This is a genomic window from Qipengyuania vulgaris (genome assembly GCF_009827325.1).
GTDB lineage: Bacteria > Pseudomonadota > Alphaproteobacteria > Sphingomonadales > Sphingomonadaceae > Qipengyuania > Qipengyuania vulgaris.
This window is the reverse complement of the sequence record NZ_WTYC01000004.1, coordinates 99,047-115,323: the sequence shown is the minus strand read 5'-3', so window position 1 is coordinate 115,323 and position 16,277 is coordinate 99,047. Positions and strand designations below refer to the sequence as shown.

General features: G+C 61.0%; 14 protein-coding genes, 1 tRNA gene and 1 pseudogene. 13 read left to right on the top strand and 3 right to left on the bottom strand.

What is annotated here, in order from left to right; translation table 11 throughout:
• Positions 1–2 precede the first annotated feature (2 nt).
• The 5 genes and pseudogenes from ychF to GRI69_RS09110 form a co-directional block, all read left to right on the top strand.
• Complete coding sequence (gene ychF, locus GRI69_RS09130; protein WP_160727976.1) at positions 3–1,103, top strand: redox-regulated ATPase YchF; 1,101 nt, start codon at positions 3–5, stop codon at positions 1,101–1,103.
• Positions 1,104–1,123: 20 nt separating this feature from the next.
• Positions 1,124–2,389: an alkaline phosphatase family protein gene (locus tag GRI69_RS09125; protein ID WP_160727975.1), complete on the top strand. Its 1,266-nt coding sequence runs from the start codon at positions 1,124–1,126 to the stop codon at positions 2,387–2,389.
• Positions 2,390–2,451: 62 nt separating this feature from the next.
• Positions 2,452–3,252, top strand: coding sequence for a DUF1206 domain-containing protein (locus GRI69_RS09120; RefSeq protein WP_160727974.1), 801 nt, complete (start codon positions 2,452–2,454; stop codon positions 3,250–3,252).
• A gap of 30 nt (positions 3,253–3,282) precedes the next feature.
• The gene (locus GRI69_RS09115) at positions 3,283–4,086 is read left to right on the top strand and encodes a DUF1206 domain-containing protein (protein ID WP_160727973.1); all 804 of its coding nucleotides are present in this window, start codon (positions 3,283–3,285) and stop codon (positions 4,084–4,086) included.
• 39 nt (positions 4,087–4,125) lie between these two features.
• Positions 4,126–4,626, top strand: a pseudogene (locus GRI69_RS09110) (MaoC family dehydratase); the annotation flags it as partial.
• Between the two features lies 1 nt (position 4,627).
• Here the strand turns inward: GRI69_RS09110 and GRI69_RS09105 are convergent.
• Both GRI69_RS09105 and mutL read right to left on the bottom strand, forming a co-directional pair.
• The gene (locus tag GRI69_RS09105; RefSeq protein WP_160727971.1) at positions 4,628–5,122 is read right to left on the bottom strand and encodes a hypothetical protein; all 495 of its coding nucleotides are present in this window, start codon (positions 5,120–5,122) and stop codon (positions 4,628–4,630) included.
• Entirely contained in the window at positions 5,122–6,924 is a 1,803-nt protein-coding gene (gene mutL, locus GRI69_RS09100; protein ID WP_160727970.1) for a DNA mismatch repair endonuclease MutL, read from the bottom strand. The genes GRI69_RS09105 and mutL overlap by 1 nt, the downstream gene beginning before the upstream one ends.
• 196 nt (positions 6,925–7,120) lie before the next feature.
• Here mutL and GRI69_RS09095 point away from each other — a divergent pair, with 196 nt between their 5' ends.
• From GRI69_RS09095 to rodA, 5 genes are read left to right on the top strand one after another with little or no spacing between them, the layout of a single operon-like run.
• Positions 7,121–8,164: a rod shape-determining protein gene (locus GRI69_RS09095; RefSeq protein ID WP_160727969.1), complete on the top strand. Its 1,044-nt coding sequence runs from the start codon at positions 7,121–7,123 to the stop codon at positions 8,162–8,164.
• 12 nt (positions 8,165–8,176) lie between these two features.
• A complete protein-coding gene (locus tag GRI69_RS09090; protein ID WP_160727968.1) occupies positions 8,177–9,067 on the top strand; it encodes a rod shape-determining protein MreC in 891 nt (296 codons plus the stop codon).
• Positions 9,067–9,618 (top strand): rod shape-determining protein MreD, encoded by a 552-nt coding sequence (gene mreD, locus GRI69_RS09085; protein WP_160727967.1) that lies wholly within the window; start codon positions 9,067–9,069, stop codon positions 9,616–9,618. The genes GRI69_RS09090 and mreD overlap by 1 nt, the downstream gene beginning before the upstream one ends.
• Positions 9,618–11,708: a penicillin-binding protein 2 gene (mrdA, locus tag GRI69_RS09080; protein WP_160727966.1), complete on the top strand. Its 2,091-nt coding sequence runs from the start codon at positions 9,618–9,620 to the stop codon at positions 11,706–11,708. Before mreD ends, mrdA begins: the two co-directional genes overlap by 1 nt.
• The gene (gene rodA, locus GRI69_RS09075; protein WP_160727965.1) at positions 11,705–12,826 is read left to right on the top strand and encodes a rod shape-determining protein RodA; all 1,122 of its coding nucleotides are present in this window, start codon (positions 11,705–11,707) and stop codon (positions 12,824–12,826) included. The genes mrdA and rodA overlap by 4 nt, the downstream gene beginning before the upstream one ends.
• A 3-nt stretch (positions 12,827–12,829) precedes the next feature.
• Here rodA and GRI69_RS09070 read toward each other — a convergent pair whose 3' ends face one another.
• Positions 12,830–13,540: a helix-turn-helix transcriptional regulator gene (locus tag GRI69_RS09070; RefSeq protein WP_160727964.1), complete on the bottom strand. Its 711-nt coding sequence runs from the start codon at positions 13,538–13,540 to the stop codon at positions 12,830–12,832.
• A gap of 125 nt (positions 13,541–13,665) precedes the next feature.
• Here GRI69_RS09070 and GRI69_RS09065 point away from each other — a divergent pair, with 125 nt between their 5' ends.
• The 3 genes from GRI69_RS09065 (at position 13,666) to GRI69_RS09055 (ending at position 16,210) form a co-directional block, all read left to right on the top strand.
• On the top strand, positions 13,666–14,001 hold the full coding sequence (locus GRI69_RS09065) for a hypothetical protein (protein ID WP_160727963.1): 336 nt from the start codon (positions 13,666–13,668) through the stop codon (positions 13,999–14,001).
• A 122-nt stretch (positions 14,002–14,123) separates the two neighbouring features.
• Positions 14,124–14,199: transfer RNA gene (locus GRI69_RS09060), tRNA-Lys, on the top strand.
• A gap of 148 nt (positions 14,200–14,347) precedes the next feature.
• The gene (locus GRI69_RS09055) at positions 14,348–16,210 is read left to right on the top strand and encodes a coiled-coil domain-containing protein (RefSeq protein WP_160727962.1); all 1,863 of its coding nucleotides are present in this window, start codon (positions 14,348–14,350) and stop codon (positions 16,208–16,210) included.
• Positions 16,211–16,277 lie beyond the last annotated feature (67 nt).

Here is a 16,277-nt window from a genome sequence, read left to right as displayed (position 1 = left end):
AGATGGGTTTCCGTTGCGGGATCGTCGGCCTGCCGAATGTCGGCAAGTCCACCCTTTTCAATGCATTGACCGAAACGCAGGCCGCACAGGCCGCGAACTATCCGTTCTGCACGATTGAGCCGAACGTGGGTCAGGTCTCCGTGCCCGATCCGCGTCTGGACAAGATCGCGGCGATCGCGGGTTCGGCCAAGATCATCCCGACGCAGCTTGCCTTCGTCGACATCGCGGGGCTCGTCAAAGGTGCGAGCCAGGGCGAAGGTCTCGGCAACCAGTTCCTGGGGAATATCCGAGAGGTGGATGCCATCGTCCATGTCCTGCGCTGTTTCGAGGATGACGACATCCAGCATGTGTCGAACAAGGTCGATCCGATTGCCGATGCCGAGGTGGTCGAAACCGAACTGATGCTGTCCGATCTCGAAAGCCTGGAAAAACGCGTTCCCGCTGCGGAAAAACGCGCTACGGCCGGCGATAAGGAAGCGAAGATCACCGCCAGCGTGCTCGGACAGGCGCTCGCCTTGCTGCGAGACGGCAAGCCTGCCTGCTTGACCGAACCGAACGACGAAGAAGAAGCCCGCGTCCTTCGTCAGGCGCAGCTGCTCACCGCCAAGCCGGTGCTCTACGTCTGCAATGTGGGTGAAGAAGACGCATCCAAGGGTAATGCCTTCTCCGACCTCGTGTTCGAAAAGGCCAAGGCCGAAGGTGCGCAGGCGGTCGTCGTATCGGCAGCGATCGAAAGCGAGCTGGTGTCGATGGATGCCGCAGACCGCGCCGAATATCTCACCGAGCTCGGCCTCGAGGAAAGCGGGCTCTCCCGTGTGATCAAGGCCGGCTACAAGCTCCTCGGCCTCAACACCTTCTTCACCGCCGGGCCGAAGGAATCGCGCGCATGGACCTTCCCCGAAGGTGCCAAGGCCCCGCAGGCGGCGGGTGAAATTCACACCGATTTCGAGCGCGGCTTTATTCGTGCTGAAACAATTGCATACGATGACTACATCGCGCTGAACGGCGAAAGCGGTGCACGCGAGGCGGGCAAGCTGCGCCAGGAAGGCAAGGAATACCTCGTCAAGGATGGCGACGTAATGCTGTTCAAATTCAACGTCTGATTGCGGGAAAACAGGTCGCCATGAAGAAATTCGTCACCGCCCTCGCCCTTGCTGCGGCTGCCGTTCTCCCGGCCTGCGCACCGCAGGTCGAAAGCGTCTCGTCGACACAGGTGGAACAGCGCGAACCAGTGACGATCCTCGTCTCCATCGACGGGTTTCATCCATCCTACCTCGATCGCGGAATTACGCCGGTGCTTTCCTCGCTTGCGACCGGCGGCGTGAGCGCGGCGATGCGTCCGTCTTTCCCCACAAAGACCTTCCCCAATCACTGGACGCTGGTGACAGGTCTCGTGCCCGATCACCACGGCATCACCGCCAACCGCATGGAAGACGAAACCCGTCCCGACGAGGTCTTCACCATGGCAACCGTCGACCCCTATTGGTGGAACGACGCGAAACCCATCTGGGTCGAAGCGGAAGAAGCGGGCATCCGCTCTGCGGCCATGTTCTGGCCCGGCTCGGCAGTTCCATGGGGCGGCACTGCCGAAGGCTGGGGCCCGGTCGAAGACGGAACCTTGCCGAGCGACTGGCAGCAGTTTTCGATGCAGGTTTCGAACACGCAGCGCGTGAATTCCGTGCTCGACTGGCTGCGCCGCCGGGCGGACATCCGCCCCGAGTTCCTGACGCTGTATTTCGACACGGTCGACACAGCGGGCCATGATGCTGGACCGGACAGCGAGGAAGTGAATGCCGCGCTGCGCGATGTCGACGCGCATATAGCCATGCTCGCCGAGGGTCTGCGCGAATTCGGCCAGCCCGCCAATCTCGTAATCGTTTCCGATCACGGCATGGCGGCCACGAGTTCGGAGCGCGTGATCGTGCTCGACGATATCCTCGACAGTTCGCTCTATCGACTGGTGGAAGGTGGCGCCTATGGCACTTTCGAGCCTGCGGAAGGAAAAGCAGACGCGTTCCGCGAAGCCATCCTTGCGGACCACGAACGCATGACCTGCTGGGCGAAGGAAAATATCCCCGCTCGCTACAACTACGGAACGCATGCCCGCATCCCGCCCTACCTGTGTCTGCCGGAAACTGGCTGGACGATTACCCCTTCCGCCCCGACCGCCAGCTGGACGGGTGGCAGCCACGGATACGATCCTTACGCGCCTGAAATGCTGTCGCTGTTCATCGCCAACGGTCCGGCCTTCCGGAACGGCGCGGCGCTGCCCGTTTTTGACAATACCGACGTCGCTCCGCTGTTGCGGCACCTCATTGGGCTGCCGCAGGTCGAGCGTGCCGACGGTTCAATCGACTCCCTGCGTCCTGCCCTATCCACAGGCAATTGATCGCTGGGCGGAACGCACGCCCTCCCCTGCCGTTAGGCCTGCAAACAAGGGGAGTTACCAAAGTGGTAGATAAGTCCGAAAAATTCAGCTGGCTCGTGCGGGTCGGCTATTTCAGCCGTGCGATACTCTATTTCGTGCTCGGGCTCATCGCCCTGACAAGCTCCAGCAAGATTGCCGAAGGTACCAACGGGATCTTCCGCGCGATCGACGATTACCCCGCAGGCAACGTGATCCTGTGGATCATGGTCATCGGACTGCTCGCCTATGCGCTTTTCCGCTTCTGCTCCCCCCTGTTCGACATCGAGAACACCGGGTCGGACAGCAAGGGCTGGGCCAAACGCATCGGTCACGCGGGGAGCGGCATCGCTCACCTCGTACTTGCCTACTCCGCCTACAAGTTCGCTACCAGCGGCAGTTCCGGAGGCGGCGGAGGTGCGCAGGAAGCTGCATCAGGCGTGCTGTCGATGGAGTTCGGCGGAGCGATCCTCGGCCTCCTCGGCGTCGCCTTTTTCGCTGCCGCCATCTTCCAGGTGAAGAAGGGCGTGACTGGTGAATTCATGAACCGCATTTCCGGCCGCGCGCCCGACGCGACGCGCTGGCTCGGCGGCGCAGGCTATATCGCTCGCGGCGTGGTCTATACCGTCATCGGCTGGTCGCTCTTCAAGGCTGGCTTCATGTCGAGCGGCGCAGACCAGGTTAAAACCCTCGGCGATGCGGTGGCCAGCCTTGCCGGAGAGGGCTTCATCTTTACGCTTACGGCGATCGGCCTGATGCTGTTCGGACTCTTCAGCCTGGTACTGGCGCGGTACCGCATCATCCCGGAACTCGACAGCAGCGCCGGCGTGCCCAAGTTCCGCGCCTGACCGACTAGCGATACCGAAAGCGCGCCAGCCATGGTGGACAAGTCCGAGAAGTTCAGCTGGCTGGTGCGTGTCGGTTTCGCCGCGCGCGGCCTTACCTATATCCTGCTGGGCTATATTGCCCTGGGTACCCGCGGCGATGCGAAAGGCGGCGGCAGCGCCGTCTACGATTACATCCAGGATGTCCCATTCGGCACGCCGATCCTGTGGGCCATGACTTTCGGCCTGCTTGCCTATGTGGCGTTTCGCCTGATGTGCGCGATCAGCGACTTGCAGCACAGAGGATCCGATACGAGCGGCGTTCTGAAGCGCGTCGGTGATGCGGCAAGCGCGGTCGCCCACCTGTTCCTCGCTTACGCGTGTTACCAGTTCGCCACCGGTGAGAAGCAGAGCAGCGCGGGCGATGGCGGAGGCGAGGAAATGGCTGGTTCCATTCTTCAGATGGAGCTTGGCTGGATTGTAATCGCTGCCGTAGGTCTCGGCTTTCTGGTCGGAGCATTCATGCAAGCCAAGACGGCATGGTCGGCACACTTCATGCACCGTATCAGCGCCCGTGCGCCCCAGGTCACAAAGGCCATCGGACGTGCCGGACATGCGGCGCGGGCGGTTGTATTTCTCCTCATCGGCTGGTCGATGCTCGACGGAGCCTGGGCGGAGCGCGGCGACCGAATTCAGGGGCTTGGCGAAGCGATCCTTTCCCTTCGCGACATGGGCACGATCTACACTCTCGTGGCGATTGGTCTGATAATGTTCGGCATTTTCAGCCTGTTCACCGCGAAATACCGGATCATTCCGGATTTCGGGCCTGAAGGATTGAAGCCACATTTTCGGAGCTGAGCCCCCGGGCATGCGTACCCAGTCGGCGCCACTTTCAATTGCATATTGCAACGCATCGCGGGCTGGGCCAAAGATCGAAGAATGATATTCTACGAAGATCTCGCGATCGGAACGACCCGCAACTTCGGTGCTTACGAGGTTACCCGTGAAGAGGTGATGGAATTCGCCTCCAAATACGATCCCCAGCCATTTCACCTCGACGACGAGGCGGCCGCAGAGACCCATTTCGGCAGGTTATCGGCAAGCGGCTGGCATACCTGTTCCATGACCATGCGCATGATGGTCGAAAACATGATGAACGAGAAATCGGCTGGCCTCGGTTCCCCGGGAGTCGATCAACTACGCTGGACGAAGCCGGTCTACCCCGGCGATACGCTGAGGTGTGAAACCGAAGTGATCGAGAAGCGCCGCAGCGCATCGCGTCCGGAAATGGGTATTTTCAAAAGCCGTATCCGTACCTTTAACCAGAACGATAAAATCGTCCTGGAGATGGTTTCGAATGCGTTGATCCGTACGCGGGACCCGGATGGTTCGGACTAACTCAAGCTCCGCACTGGGTCAGACCTTCGGATTTGTACACTACGGCATTGGTGCCATCCGTTACGGTCAGCGTGCCTCGATAATCCGTGGTTTCGTAGCCGATTTGCGTTCCCTCCCCTTCATCGAGATCGAGCGAGAAGGAAAATTCGCGGCCGTCATATTTGCGCCGCGCCAGATAAGGTAACTCTGCGCTGCCCATATCCGCCGCGAATACCATCAATTCGCCCTTGCGGATCATGTAGCCCTTGTCGGCCATGCCGATCGCAACTGCTCCGAGCCCGCCGCCGTCGGGCACGAAACTGCATCCCGCGCCGAACAGATCGTGCTTCTCGATTTCCGGGTAGCGGATCGGATCGAGCACGAGTTCTTCCGGCGGCGGCTTCTGATTGGCCTTGACCTCGGCCACGGCCTGCTGGCGCGCTGCCTCTTCCTCGGCTGGCGAGGGTTCGTCGCAGGCCAGAAGTACGAAGGGCAGTGCCAAGACAGTCCAGCGCATCAATGTCTCCCGAAGAGCTTTTCTACATCTTCCATGGAGAGCTTAACCCACGTGGGGCGCCCATGGTTGCATTGGCCCGAGCGCGGGGTCCGTTCCATCTCGCGCAACAGCGAATTCATCTCGTCGACGCGCAACACGCGCCCTGCCCTCACCGAACCATGGCAGGCCATCGTGGCGAGCACGAGGTCGAGCTTCTCGCCGAGGTGCAGCGCCTCCCCGTTCAGGGCAAGATCGTCGTCGATATCGCGGAGCAATTTCTCGGGATCGGTTCGCGCGATGGCATGCGGCAGGCTTCGCACCAGCATGGCCGACGGGCCGAAACGTTCGATGGCCAGACCGTGCTTTGCCAGGCTTTCCGCCGCTTCTTCCAGCCGGTCGCAGCTCGTCTCTTCGAGTTCCACCACTGCTGGGATAAGCAGCGCCTGGCTGCGTGCCACCGCCTCCTCGGCCCCTGCCGCCTTCAGTCGCTCAAGCACAAGGCGCTCGTGCGCCGCATGTTGGTCGACAAGGACCAGACCATCCTTGGCCTCGGCCACGATATAGGTATTCGCCACCTGTCCGCGTGCAATGCCGAGAGGATAATCAGCTTCAGCGGCGGACACTGGAACCGCTTCCTCCGCCCGCCCGCGCGGCGCTGCAATGACTTCTGCTTCATAACCGCGCCACGCGGAGCCAGCCTCTGATACACGGGGCTGCGGAGCGGACCAATCCCGCCCCTCGAAAATCGAGCGCAACGCCGGCGCTGGTTCCTCCCTTTCCGGTTCCTGCTGCCAACGCGACATTGCCCCAGCATCGGGAGACTGCGCGCTCCGCTTATCGCCGGTCGCCAGCGCTTGCCTGAGACCAGAGACGATAAATCCGCGCACCGCCTGCGCATCGCGAAAACGCACCTCGGTCTTGGCCGGATGGACGTTCACGTCCACTTCCTCGGGGGGAAGGTCGAGGAACAACGCCAGCACCGCGTGGCGATCACGCGCAAGCATATCGGCGTATGCGCCGCGTACCGCACCGGTCAGCAAGCGATCCTTCACCGGGCGGCCGTTGACGAAGAGGTACTGGTGATCGGCAATCCCGCGATTGTAGGTCGGCAGGCCCGCAATTCCGGTCAGGCGCATGGTCCCACGATCCAGATCGATCGCGACGCCGTTTTCCTTGAGCTCGCGGGCGATGACCTGGGCCACGCGGTTCGCAAGTCCTTCGCCCCCCTGAAGACCAAGGATACGGCGTTCCCCGTGATCGAGCGTAATGGCCACATCGGGGCGTGCCATCGCAAGGCGCTTCACCACATCGAGGCAAGCGGCATACTCGCTGCGCGGAGTGCGCAGGAACTTGCGGCGCGCAGGGATCCTGCCGAACAGATTTTCCACTCGAACCCGCGTCCCCGGTGGCAGGGCAGCGGGACCTTCGCTGATCAGCTCGCCGTGATCGACGACGCGCTTCCAACCCTGCTCTGCGCCTTGTTGACGGCTTTCCAGCGTGAACCGCGCAACACTGGCGATGCTCGGTAATGCCTCTCCGCGAAAGCCAAGGGTCGACACCTGCTCGATGGCTTCGTCGGGCAGCTTCGAGGTCGCATGACGTTCCAGCGCCAAGGCCATTTCGTCCGGGCTCATGCCGCAGCCGTCATCGGTCACTTCAAGGCTCGTCAGCCCGCCCTCGACCAGTTTGACCGCTATGCGCGAAGCACCTGCGTCGATCGCGTTTTCCATCAGTTCCTTGAGCGCGGAAGACGGGCGCTCGACCACCTCTCCGGCAGCAATGCGGTTGACGAGAGTATCGGGCAGGCGGCGTATTTCAGGCATGGACAGGCAACGATAGCGACGAAGCGCGAGGAATCCGAGACGGCGCGTTTGCCTATCCCCCAATTGCCCTAAGGAAATTTTTGGCTTTCGGTGCGTAATATCGCTAAGGCTCCGCCACCGTTTCCTCACGGGTGCAAGCGCGCGGCTCCACACAACCGTCGACTGACCCCGACATCACACGGATTATCGAACGAATATGGGCCTCTGGAACAATATCTTCAAATTTGGCGTGCAGAACATGGCGATCGACCTCGGGACCGCCAATACGCTGGTTTACGTGCAGGATCAGGGCATCGTCCTGAATGAGCCGAGCGTGGTTGCGCTCGAGACGATCAACGGCATGAAGCGCGTCAAGGCCGTTGGCGATGATGCGAAGATGATGATGGGCAAGACGCCCGACTCGATAGAAGCCATCCGGCCCCTTCGTGACGGCGTGATCGCCGATCTCGACGTGGCAGAGGAAATGATCAAGCACTTCATCCGTAAGGTGAACGGCCGCAAGAGCCTGATGCGGTATCCCGAAATCACGATCTGCGTCCCTTCGGGTTCGACATCGGTCGAGCGCCGCGCGATCCGCGATGCGGCATCAAATGCCGGTGCCAGCCAGGTCTATCTGATCCTCGAGCCCATGGCCGCAGCCATCGGTGCCGACATGCCGGTTACCGAGCCTGTCGGTTCGATGGTCGTTGATATCGGCGGCGGCACGACGGAAGTCGCGGTACTATCGCTGAGGGGCCTCGCCTACACCACTTCGGTCCGTACCGGCGGCGACAAAATGGACGAAGCCATCGTTTCGTACGTCCGACGACACCACAACCTGCTGATCGGCGAAAGCACGGCCGAGCGGATCAAGAAGGACTATGGGGTCGCGCGACCGCCCGAAGACGGTATCGGCGAACAGATTACCATCAAGGGACGCGATCTCGTCAACGGTGTGCCCAAGGAAATCACGATCAACCAGGGTCACATCGCGGAAGCGCTGAGCGAACCGATCGGCGCAATCGTCGAAGGCGTGCGTATAGCGCTTGAAAACACGGCGCCCGAACTGGCGGCGGACATCGTCGACCAGGGCATCGTGCTCACCGGCGGCGGTGCGCTGATCGGTGGTCTCGACGAATATCTTCGTGAGGAAACCGGCCTCCCTGTCACGATAGCGGAAGACCCGCTGTCCTGCGTGGCGCTGGGGACCGGTCGTGCGATGGAAGATCCGATCTATCGCGGCGTCTTGATGACCGCCTAAGGGGGAACGGCCATGGCGCCGAGCGGCCAGCGGCGCTCCAGCTATTCCAAGCGAGCGCAATACAATCTTTTCACCGGCTACATCGTCGCCGGCGCCGGTGCGCTGATCGGTGCAATCCTGCTTGGCATTTCCTTTTTCCAGCCCGACCTATTCGGCGGGCCGAGAAGTGCCGCGCAGGATGCTGCCTCTCCGGCGACCGAGACCGCCGCGGCTGCGCGCACGGGGTCGAAGTCGTTATGGGAATCCATCAGCGGCTACTATCGCGCTGGTTCGAAGAATGCTGAACTCAAGCGTGAAATGGAACTTGCACGCATTCGCCTTGCGGAAGCAGAGGCCCTGCGGCGCGAGAATGCACGTCTCAAGGGCCTGCTCGACCTGAAAGACGAAGAGCGTGAGCCTGTAGCCGTAGCAAGACTTGTAGGATCGACGGCTTCGAGCACGCGCCGGTTTGCCTATCTGGGTGCGGGATCGGATGACGGCGTCGAAGTGGGCATGCCGGTGCGCTCGGCACGCGGAGTGGTCGGTCGCATCTTGGAGACCGGGGCGACATCGTCGCGTGTCCTGTTGCTGACCGACAGCGAAAGCGTGCTGCCGGTAATTCGGGCCGGAGACGAAACCGTGGCTTTCGCCGAGGGACGCGGGGACAGCCTCCTGCGCATCAAGCTTATCAATCTCGGCATCAACCCGCTGGCCGTGGGTGACATGTTCGTGACCAGCGGCGCCGGTGGTTATTATCCGCCGGGCATCGCTGTCGCCATTGTAACCGAGCTGACCGACGACGGAGGCCTTGCCCGCATCGTCAGCGACCCTGCGGCGACCGATTTCGTTTCGGTCGAGCCGATATTCGAGCCGGAAGCCGCTGTCGGTGCGCAAACGCCGATAGAGGAAGAACTGGGCGACTGATGGAGCGGATCGAACCGCGCGCACGCAGCGATGCCTATGGCAGTCGCATCAACCGGTCCCATTCACCGCTGCTTGCCAATATTATCCCGTGGGCGGCGATCTTGATCGGATCGCTCCTGCCGATATTCCCGATCGCTACAGCTCTTCCGCTAGTTCCGCCGCTCGGCTTTCTCATGTTGCTGGCTTGGCGCCTCGTACGGCCCGGCTTGCTCCCGGTATGGGCCGGTTTCCCGCTTGGAATGTTCGATGATCTCTACAGCGGCCAGCCTTTCGGTTTCGCGATACTCACCTGGTCCGTCACCCTACTTGTCATCGAGGCAGTGGAGATGCGCTGGCCCTGGCGTGCGTTCTGGCAGGACTGGTTCACGGCAGGTATATTGGCGAGCGGTTATCTCTTTGCAGGCTGGCTGCTTTCGGGAGCCACGCCCACCCTGCCCTCGCTCGTCGCCATTGTGCCCCAACTCGTGTTTGCCGTTCTGATCTATCCGCTCGTAGCCGTCTTCGTTTCCCGTCTGGACGAACTGCGTCTGAGGCGCTGGAGGCGGGTCTGATGGGTTTATTCGGACGCCGCAGAGCCGGTGCAAAGCCGCGCGAACTGGTCAGCCAGACCACCCTAGACAACGCATTCGATCGGCGCACTTTCGTTATCGGCGCGGGCATGGGCGGGATCGGGACGATTCTCGCTTCCCGCATGGCCTATATCGCCATTGCAGAGAATGAACGCTGGGTGCTCGAGTCCGAAAGCAACAGGGTGAACCTCTCGCTGATTCCACCGCGGCGGGGCTGGATACTTGATCGGAACGGCGCACCGCTCGCCTCCAACCGCGCCGACTTCCGCGTCGATGTCATTCCGGAACGGCTGGCCGATCCGGAAAGGACGCTAGGTGTGCTCGCCAACATCCTCGATCTGTCGACCAACAACGTGGCCGACATCTCGAAGCGGATTAATGAGGCTCGCGGGTTCCAGCCCATCGAGGTGGCCACCGGGCTCGATTACGATCAGTTTGCCGCCATAAGCGTCCGCCTTCCCGACCTGCCCGGGGTCGTTCCGCAGCGCGGCTTCTCGCGGTTTTATCCGACCGGCCCCAGCGTCGGGCATCTAATCGGATACGTTGGCCCTGCTTCGGCTGAGGAGTACGAGGAAAATCCCGATCCCCTCATGATCACTCCCGGCTACAAGATCGGGAAGGATGCGCTCGAAGCGCAGTTCGAACAGGAACTGCAAGGGGATCCGGGCGCACGCCGCGTCGAAGTCACCGCTTCGGGCCGGATCGTGCGCGACCTTGAAACCCGCGAAGACAAGCAGGGCGCACCTGTCAGGCTGACGATCGATGGGCCTTTACAGGATTACGCCGCGCGCCGGATCGGGTTGGAAAGTGGTTCCTGCGTCGTCATGGACTGTGAAAACGGCGATATCCTCTGCATGTCTTCCATGCCGAGCTTCGATCCCAACAGCTTCTCCGCGGGGATCGGACGCGTCGAATATTCCATGCTGCGCGATGACGAACGCGTGCCATTGCGGAACAAGGTCCTGAAGGGGCTTTACCCGCCAGGCTCGACCGTCAAGCCGATGCACTGCATGGCTTTCCTGGATGCTGGAGTGAAGCCGGACGAAGCCATCATGTGCGGCGGCGGGCGACGGATCGGTAACCGCTTCTTCAACTGCTGGAGCAATCATGGCCGGGTCGACATGGCCAAGGCCATCTACCAGAGCTGCGACAGTTATTTCTATCATTTCGCCCAGAAGATCGGCTTCGGCAAAGTCGCCGAATGGGCGCATAAAATGGGCTTAGGCGAGGAGTTCGATCTGCCCGTCACCAGCCAGTTCTATGGTACGGTCCCGGAACCTGCGTGGAAGCAGCGGAAGTATGATCAGGCCTGGCAGCCCTACGATACGGTCAATGCGTCCATCGGCCAGGGCTACTACCTCGTGAACCCGCTCCAGCTTGCGGTCATGAGCGCGCGGCTGGCGACGGGATACAAGGTCATGCCGCATCTTCGGATGGATGACCAAAGGCCCAAGTTCGAGCATTTCAACTTCAGTGCCGACGAGATCGGCTACGTCCGGCAGGCAATGAGCGATGTGGTGAACGGCCCCGGTACTGCCGGCCGGGCGAGATTGCCGATCGAAGACATCAAGATGGCAGGCAAAACAGGGACGGCGCAGGTCGTCTCGCTGAGCGTTTCGGACGGCAGGAGCGGTCCGTGGAAATATCGCGATCACGGCCTGTTCGTGTTCTTCGCGCCTTTCGACAAACCGAAGTATGCCGGCGCCGTGGTCATCGAACATGGTGGCGGATCCGGCTCGGCCTATCCCATCGCGCGCGACGTGATGACCTTCCTGTTCGATCCGGTGAAAGGCATGGAAGCGCTGCTCCCGCTGGAAGAGCAATGGGGCGGAAATGCTCAGCAAAGGTTGGATTCCAAATACCGTGCCTACGCGGCAGCGACGGGCGAGGTAGTTGAGCCTGTTCCGCTGCGCACAGAGCAGATTTTCGATCAGGTCGATGCCGAGGCACGCCTCGCACAGCGTCAATCGGAAGAATTGGCACAGCAATTGCGCAATTCAGGAACCGAGGGATCGCGGCCTCCTTCTGCGGGAGGCAATGCTTCTTCCGCTCCGGAGGATGCGGGCGAATGAGTTCCATCGTTCCAGCGCCCGTAGCTCGCCAGCCATGGATGATGCTGTTCCCCCTATTTGCATTGATCGGCTTCGGGGCCCTCGTCCTTACTTCGGCAGCGGCCGGCAACTTCGATGCCTATGCCCAGTCGCATTTGATCCGCTTTGCGGTTTTCTTCGTGATGGCGGTCGTAGTCTCGCGTTTCGGTAGAAACATGGTCGGGCTGCTCGCCTACCCGGCCTATGTTGCCACCTTGCTGCTGGTGATCGCGGTGGAGATCGTCGGTCAGGTAGGCGGCGGGAGCCAGCGGTGGCTGGAACTTGGGCCGATCCGCATTCAGCCTTCGGAAATCATGAAGCCGGCGGTCGTGCTTGCCCTCGCTCAATATTACGGCTCGCTTCCCGTAGGTATGGTGCCGACCTGGCGCGCCCTCATGCCTGCCGCTGCGATAATTCTCCTCCCCATCGCATTCGTGCTTCTGCAACCTGATCTTGGTACTTCGCTCGCTATCGCCTTTGGTGGCTTCGTGGTGCTGTTCCTTGCAGGACTCCCGGTACGCTGGTTCGTGCTCTCGGGTGTCGCGGCGATTGCCTTGGCGCCGGTTGCGTTCTTCGTCGGACTTCAGGACTATCAGCAGAAGCGCGTGCTGACCTTCCTCGATCCGGAAAACGATCCTCTGGGCGACGGATATCAGATCACCCAGTCGAAGATCGCGATCGGATCGGGGGGCATGTTCGGTAAGGGGTTCAACGAAGGCTCGCAAAGCCATCTCAACTATCTGCCTGAACCCCACACCGACTTCGTATTTGCCACGATGGCCGAAGAATGGGGTTTTGCAGGGGGCCTGTTCACGATTGGCGCTTTCGGACTGATCCTGCTGTGGGGACTGAAAACAGCGAAGGCGAGCACCGACAGGTTTGCCAAGCTGCTGGCAGCAGGGATGACTGCGACAATCTTCTTTTACGTGGCGATCAACCTGCTGATGGTGATGGGCTTTGCACCCGTGGTGGGAATACCCCTCCCCTTCATCAGCCACGGCGGCAGTTCGATGATGACCAACATGATCTGCATCGGCGTATTGATGATGATTCACAGGTGGAACAGGAAGTCGCCGCGGACCGGCCTGATCCACAGCTGAATTCTAGAGCTCCACCAGCCCGAGCTTGAGGGCGCGAACGGTCGCCGTTACCCGGTCATTCGCTTCCAGTTTTTCGTACACCCGTTTCACGTAGGTTTTCACTGTTTCCGGTGAGATATGCAGTATTTCCGCGGTCTCGGTCGCCGACTTGCCGCGCCCCATCCATGTCAGGACTTCTCGCTCGCGTGCAGACAAGATCACTTCTGGCTTCGCGTTGTCCATGACCTTGCAGATCTGGAGATGGGCCGTCTGGAGCAAGGTGTGCAGATGGGCCAGGCGTCCTTCTTCGAACTTTTCGGGGTCTTCTGCGAAAGTCAGCGCGGCAAACGCATCACGGTTGCGGGGACCGTATAGCGCAAATCCCGCCCAGTTCTCGATCCCGAATTCCTCGAACACCTCGAAGTATCGTTCCGCTGCGGGATCGCCTCCGGCGAGCTGTCGTGCCTCTCGCCATGTCAGTATATGGCCGTGTTCCAAAGTGAGACGCGGAACGGGATCGATCTGGCGGTATCCCTCGGCGAAATACTTCTTCTGAAGCTCGAGAGGATAACCGCGTGCCCAGATGAAGGTGTTGTGCGAAGTGGGCGATTCGAAAATGGGCGTGAAGTGATAGCTGAACCAGATCGCCCCCTCTTTCCGGCAGAAAGAGCGAACGAATTCAAGGATCGCCTCGCAATCCTCCATGCGCTCGATATCTGCCGAAAATTGTAGCATTCGCGCTAAACCGCCGTGGCTGTCCCCCAGCCGTGTGACTACCTTAGCGCAATTCGCAGACTATGTGGACACCCGATCGCAGGAACCCGGATTACTCCGGTGCCTGTGAAAAAAGGGATCGCGCAATGAAGACGGACAAAGGCCACGCCTCCTGGCGGGCAGTTGATGCACGCCATCGATCGGCAGATGACATCCGGCCTGCTCACGAGTTTCTGGAAGGCGACGAACTTTCCTGCAACATTCTCTTGGCCCTGCGCCACAGCGCCAAAGACGGCTTTGCTCTTCCAGTCTATGATCTGCCGCAGATAACCGGCTTCACGCTCGCCGAATGTTACAGCGGTGTCCGCATGCTGGAATTCGCAAGACTGGCAAAAATCGAGGATGACCCTGCGGACCCCTTCGGTGCAAAACTTATCCTTCTCGATGAGGGTGCAAGGAGACCTCACGCCGCTGAAGGTTGAAATGCCTTTTGCCACCCAGATTGGGACTTTTCATTCGCGCAACAGCCGCTATATGAGCGCCTCCCCCGAGTCGGGGGCCGCCCGAACCACCGGGCCGGGCGCGGAAATCTTGTCGTGAGTGTGGACGCATAGCTCAGTTGGTAGAGCAGCTGACTCTTAATCAGCGGGTCCTTGGTTCGAGCCCAAGTGCGTCCACCACCACCTCACATTCATGGTACTGGCGGAATGATCCGCCCTTTCCGTTCAGTAAAGCAGTCTCCTATATGAACGGCCAGCCCACGTAGCGTTCAGAGGCCCTTGTGCAGTTTACCGCAATGAGCGGGAAGACCGCACAAGGAGATTAGCCATGAACAGCATCCTCAACACAGCCTTTCGCATGGGAAGCCTTGCAACGCTTGCGACCTCGCTGGTCGCGTGCGGGGGCGAGGATATGCAGCCTAGCGGCCTCCAGCACTTTTCGCTGTCAGATCAGCAGGGACCTGAAGGATGGTCGCTTGCGGGCGAGGACCCCTATTCGCTGCTGGAAGCCGCTCCGATACCGGCAGCCCTGCCGATGACAGGAAATGCGCCTACCAGCTATGGATATGCGCCAAGCTGGGATTACCAGAGCGATAGCTACGTCGAGTATGAAGATCAGCCCAGTCACGCCGGCGGAGCTTATTCCGATGACTACGATTCTTATGGGTCCGACTATGCGCCATATGAAGGCGACCAGTCGTCCTATTACGATGACTCGGCTGGATCCGACCAGTACGCCTGGTTGGCCTTGGCCGCGATGATTGCCAGCGTGATCGGGGATTCGCCGCCGGACTACGGCTTCGCGCATTCGGGCACGCAGCCATGGGCATGGCGTACCGGGGACGGCTATACGCGCTATGCAGAGCCGATCCGTGGCGGTCAGCGCTACTATTACTATGAGCCCAACGCCAGTCGGCCTTTCCTCGTTCGCGACCCCTATTACAGCTACGGCTATCGGGACGACCGGCTGGTGGCGATCTATGACCGCCGGGGCAGAGTGCTGAACCAGCGCGCGGTGGCGCGCCAGAGACTGGCGGCGAGGAATTATTACCGCCGCGCGAGCGAGCTTCACCGCGCAGGTATCAGGGACCAGCATCAAGGCATTTCCGCCCGTCACTGGGAAGCAAGACGCAAGGCGCTGGCCGCCGATCGCCGCCAACTCAGGGAAGCGCGCGAGCAACAGGCTGCATGGAGACAGTGGGAGCGCAAGCAGGAACGCCAGCTTGCCAATCGCTGGAAAGATGAGCGGGTGGCTCGTGAGCGGGCAGCGAACCGGTATGCAGAATGGCGTCAGGCTTCCTATCAGGGACCGGCACCCCGCTTTTACGAAGAAGAGCGGCGTGCGCGCGCTGAGGCAGTCGCAAAACTTCAGCGGCAGCGGCAGGCAAGCCTGAAGCGTCAGGAACGCAAAGAGGATCGGCTTCAGGAACGTCGGGAAGACGTCCGGCAGACCAGGCTGGCGGTGGAAAAGGAACGCCAGCTCCAGCGCCGCCAGATCGCCCAGCGTCAGGCTCGTGCAGAGGTCCGACAGGACCGCCAGCAAGCGCGAACCAAAGCTGTCCGGCAGGCTCAACAGCAACGCGCTCTTGTCGCACGGCGGGAGGCAGCGCAGCAAACCCAGCGGAAGCAGGCAGCGGCGGATCGCCGCGAAGTCCAGCAGCGCAGGCTAGCTGTGCAGCGCCAGCAATCGGCTGTTGAGCAGCGCGAAGCTGCTCGCCAAAAGCAGCGCAAGGCGCAGGCGGACGCGAAGCAGCGCCACCAGGCAGCTGCCGAGCGTCGATCGAAGCAGCAGCGGGAGAATGCCATTGCCGAGCGTCAGGCCCAGGCCAAGCAAAGGCAACAGACCGCCGCCCAGCGTCAGGAGCAGGCCAGGGCGAAGCAACAGCAGGCTCGCGCCCAGGAACGTCAACAGGCTGCCCAACGTAAGGCACAGGCAGAGGCCAGGGCGAAGCAAGCCCAAGTAGCTGCTGCCAAGCGTCAATCGCAGGCAAAGGCACAGGCCCAAGCCAAACAGCGTCAAGAGGCAGCCGCCCAGCGTCGAGCGCAAGCCAAGGCTCAGGCTCAGGCTCAGGCCAAGCAGCGTCAGGCGCTAGCTCGCAAGCAGCAAGCTGCGGCGGCAAGGCAAGCAAAGGCCAACCGTTCGGCCCGCCCCATCAATGCGCGCGTAGCGGCAAGAGAAAACCAATACTGAGCTTAAGAATGCATCGGAATGTGACTTCTCAATTGAATTCACATTCCGATGTGATACATATGCTTTC

Excerpts from the sequence above, each read along its gene's own strand:
- ychF (WP_160727976.1), top strand. The coding sequence starts at position 3 with ATGGGTTTCCGTTGCGGGATCGTCGGCCTGCCGAATGTCGGCAAGTCC.
- GRI69_RS09125 (WP_160727975.1), top strand. The coding sequence starts at position 1,124 with ATGAAGAAATTCGTCACCGCCCTCGCCCTTGCTGCGGCTGCCGTTCTC.
- GRI69_RS09115 (WP_160727973.1), top strand. The coding sequence starts at position 3,283 with ATGGTGGACAAGTCCGAGAAGTTCAGCTGGCTGGTGCGTGTCGGTTTC.
- GRI69_RS09105 (WP_160727971.1), bottom strand. The coding sequence starts at position 5,122 with ATGCGCTGGACTGTCTTGGCACTGCCCTTCGTACTTCTGGCCTGCGAC.
- mutL (WP_160727970.1), bottom strand. The coding sequence starts at position 6,924 with ATGCCTGAAATACGCCGCCTGCCCGATACTCTCGTCAACCGCATTGCT.
- GRI69_RS09095 (WP_160727969.1), top strand. The coding sequence starts at position 7,121 with ATGGGCCTCTGGAACAATATCTTCAAATTTGGCGTGCAGAACATGGCG.
- GRI69_RS09090 (WP_160727968.1), top strand. The coding sequence starts at position 8,177 with ATGGCGCCGAGCGGCCAGCGGCGCTCCAGCTATTCCAAGCGAGCGCAA.
- mreD (WP_160727967.1), top strand. The coding sequence starts at position 9,067 with ATGGAGCGGATCGAACCGCGCGCACGCAGCGATGCCTATGGCAGTCGC.
- mrdA (WP_160727966.1), top strand. The coding sequence starts at position 9,618 with ATGGGTTTATTCGGACGCCGCAGAGCCGGTGCAAAGCCGCGCGAACTG.
- rodA (WP_160727965.1), top strand. The coding sequence starts at position 11,705 with ATGAGTTCCATCGTTCCAGCGCCCGTAGCTCGCCAGCCATGGATGATG.
- GRI69_RS09070 (WP_160727964.1), bottom strand. The coding sequence starts at position 13,540 with ATGCTACAATTTTCGGCAGATATCGAGCGCATGGAGGATTGCGAGGCG.
- GRI69_RS09065 (WP_160727963.1), top strand. The coding sequence starts at position 13,666 with ATGAAGACGGACAAAGGCCACGCCTCCTGGCGGGCAGTTGATGCACGC.
- GRI69_RS09055 (WP_160727962.1), top strand. The coding sequence starts at position 14,348 with ATGAACAGCATCCTCAACACAGCCTTTCGCATGGGAAGCCTTGCAACG.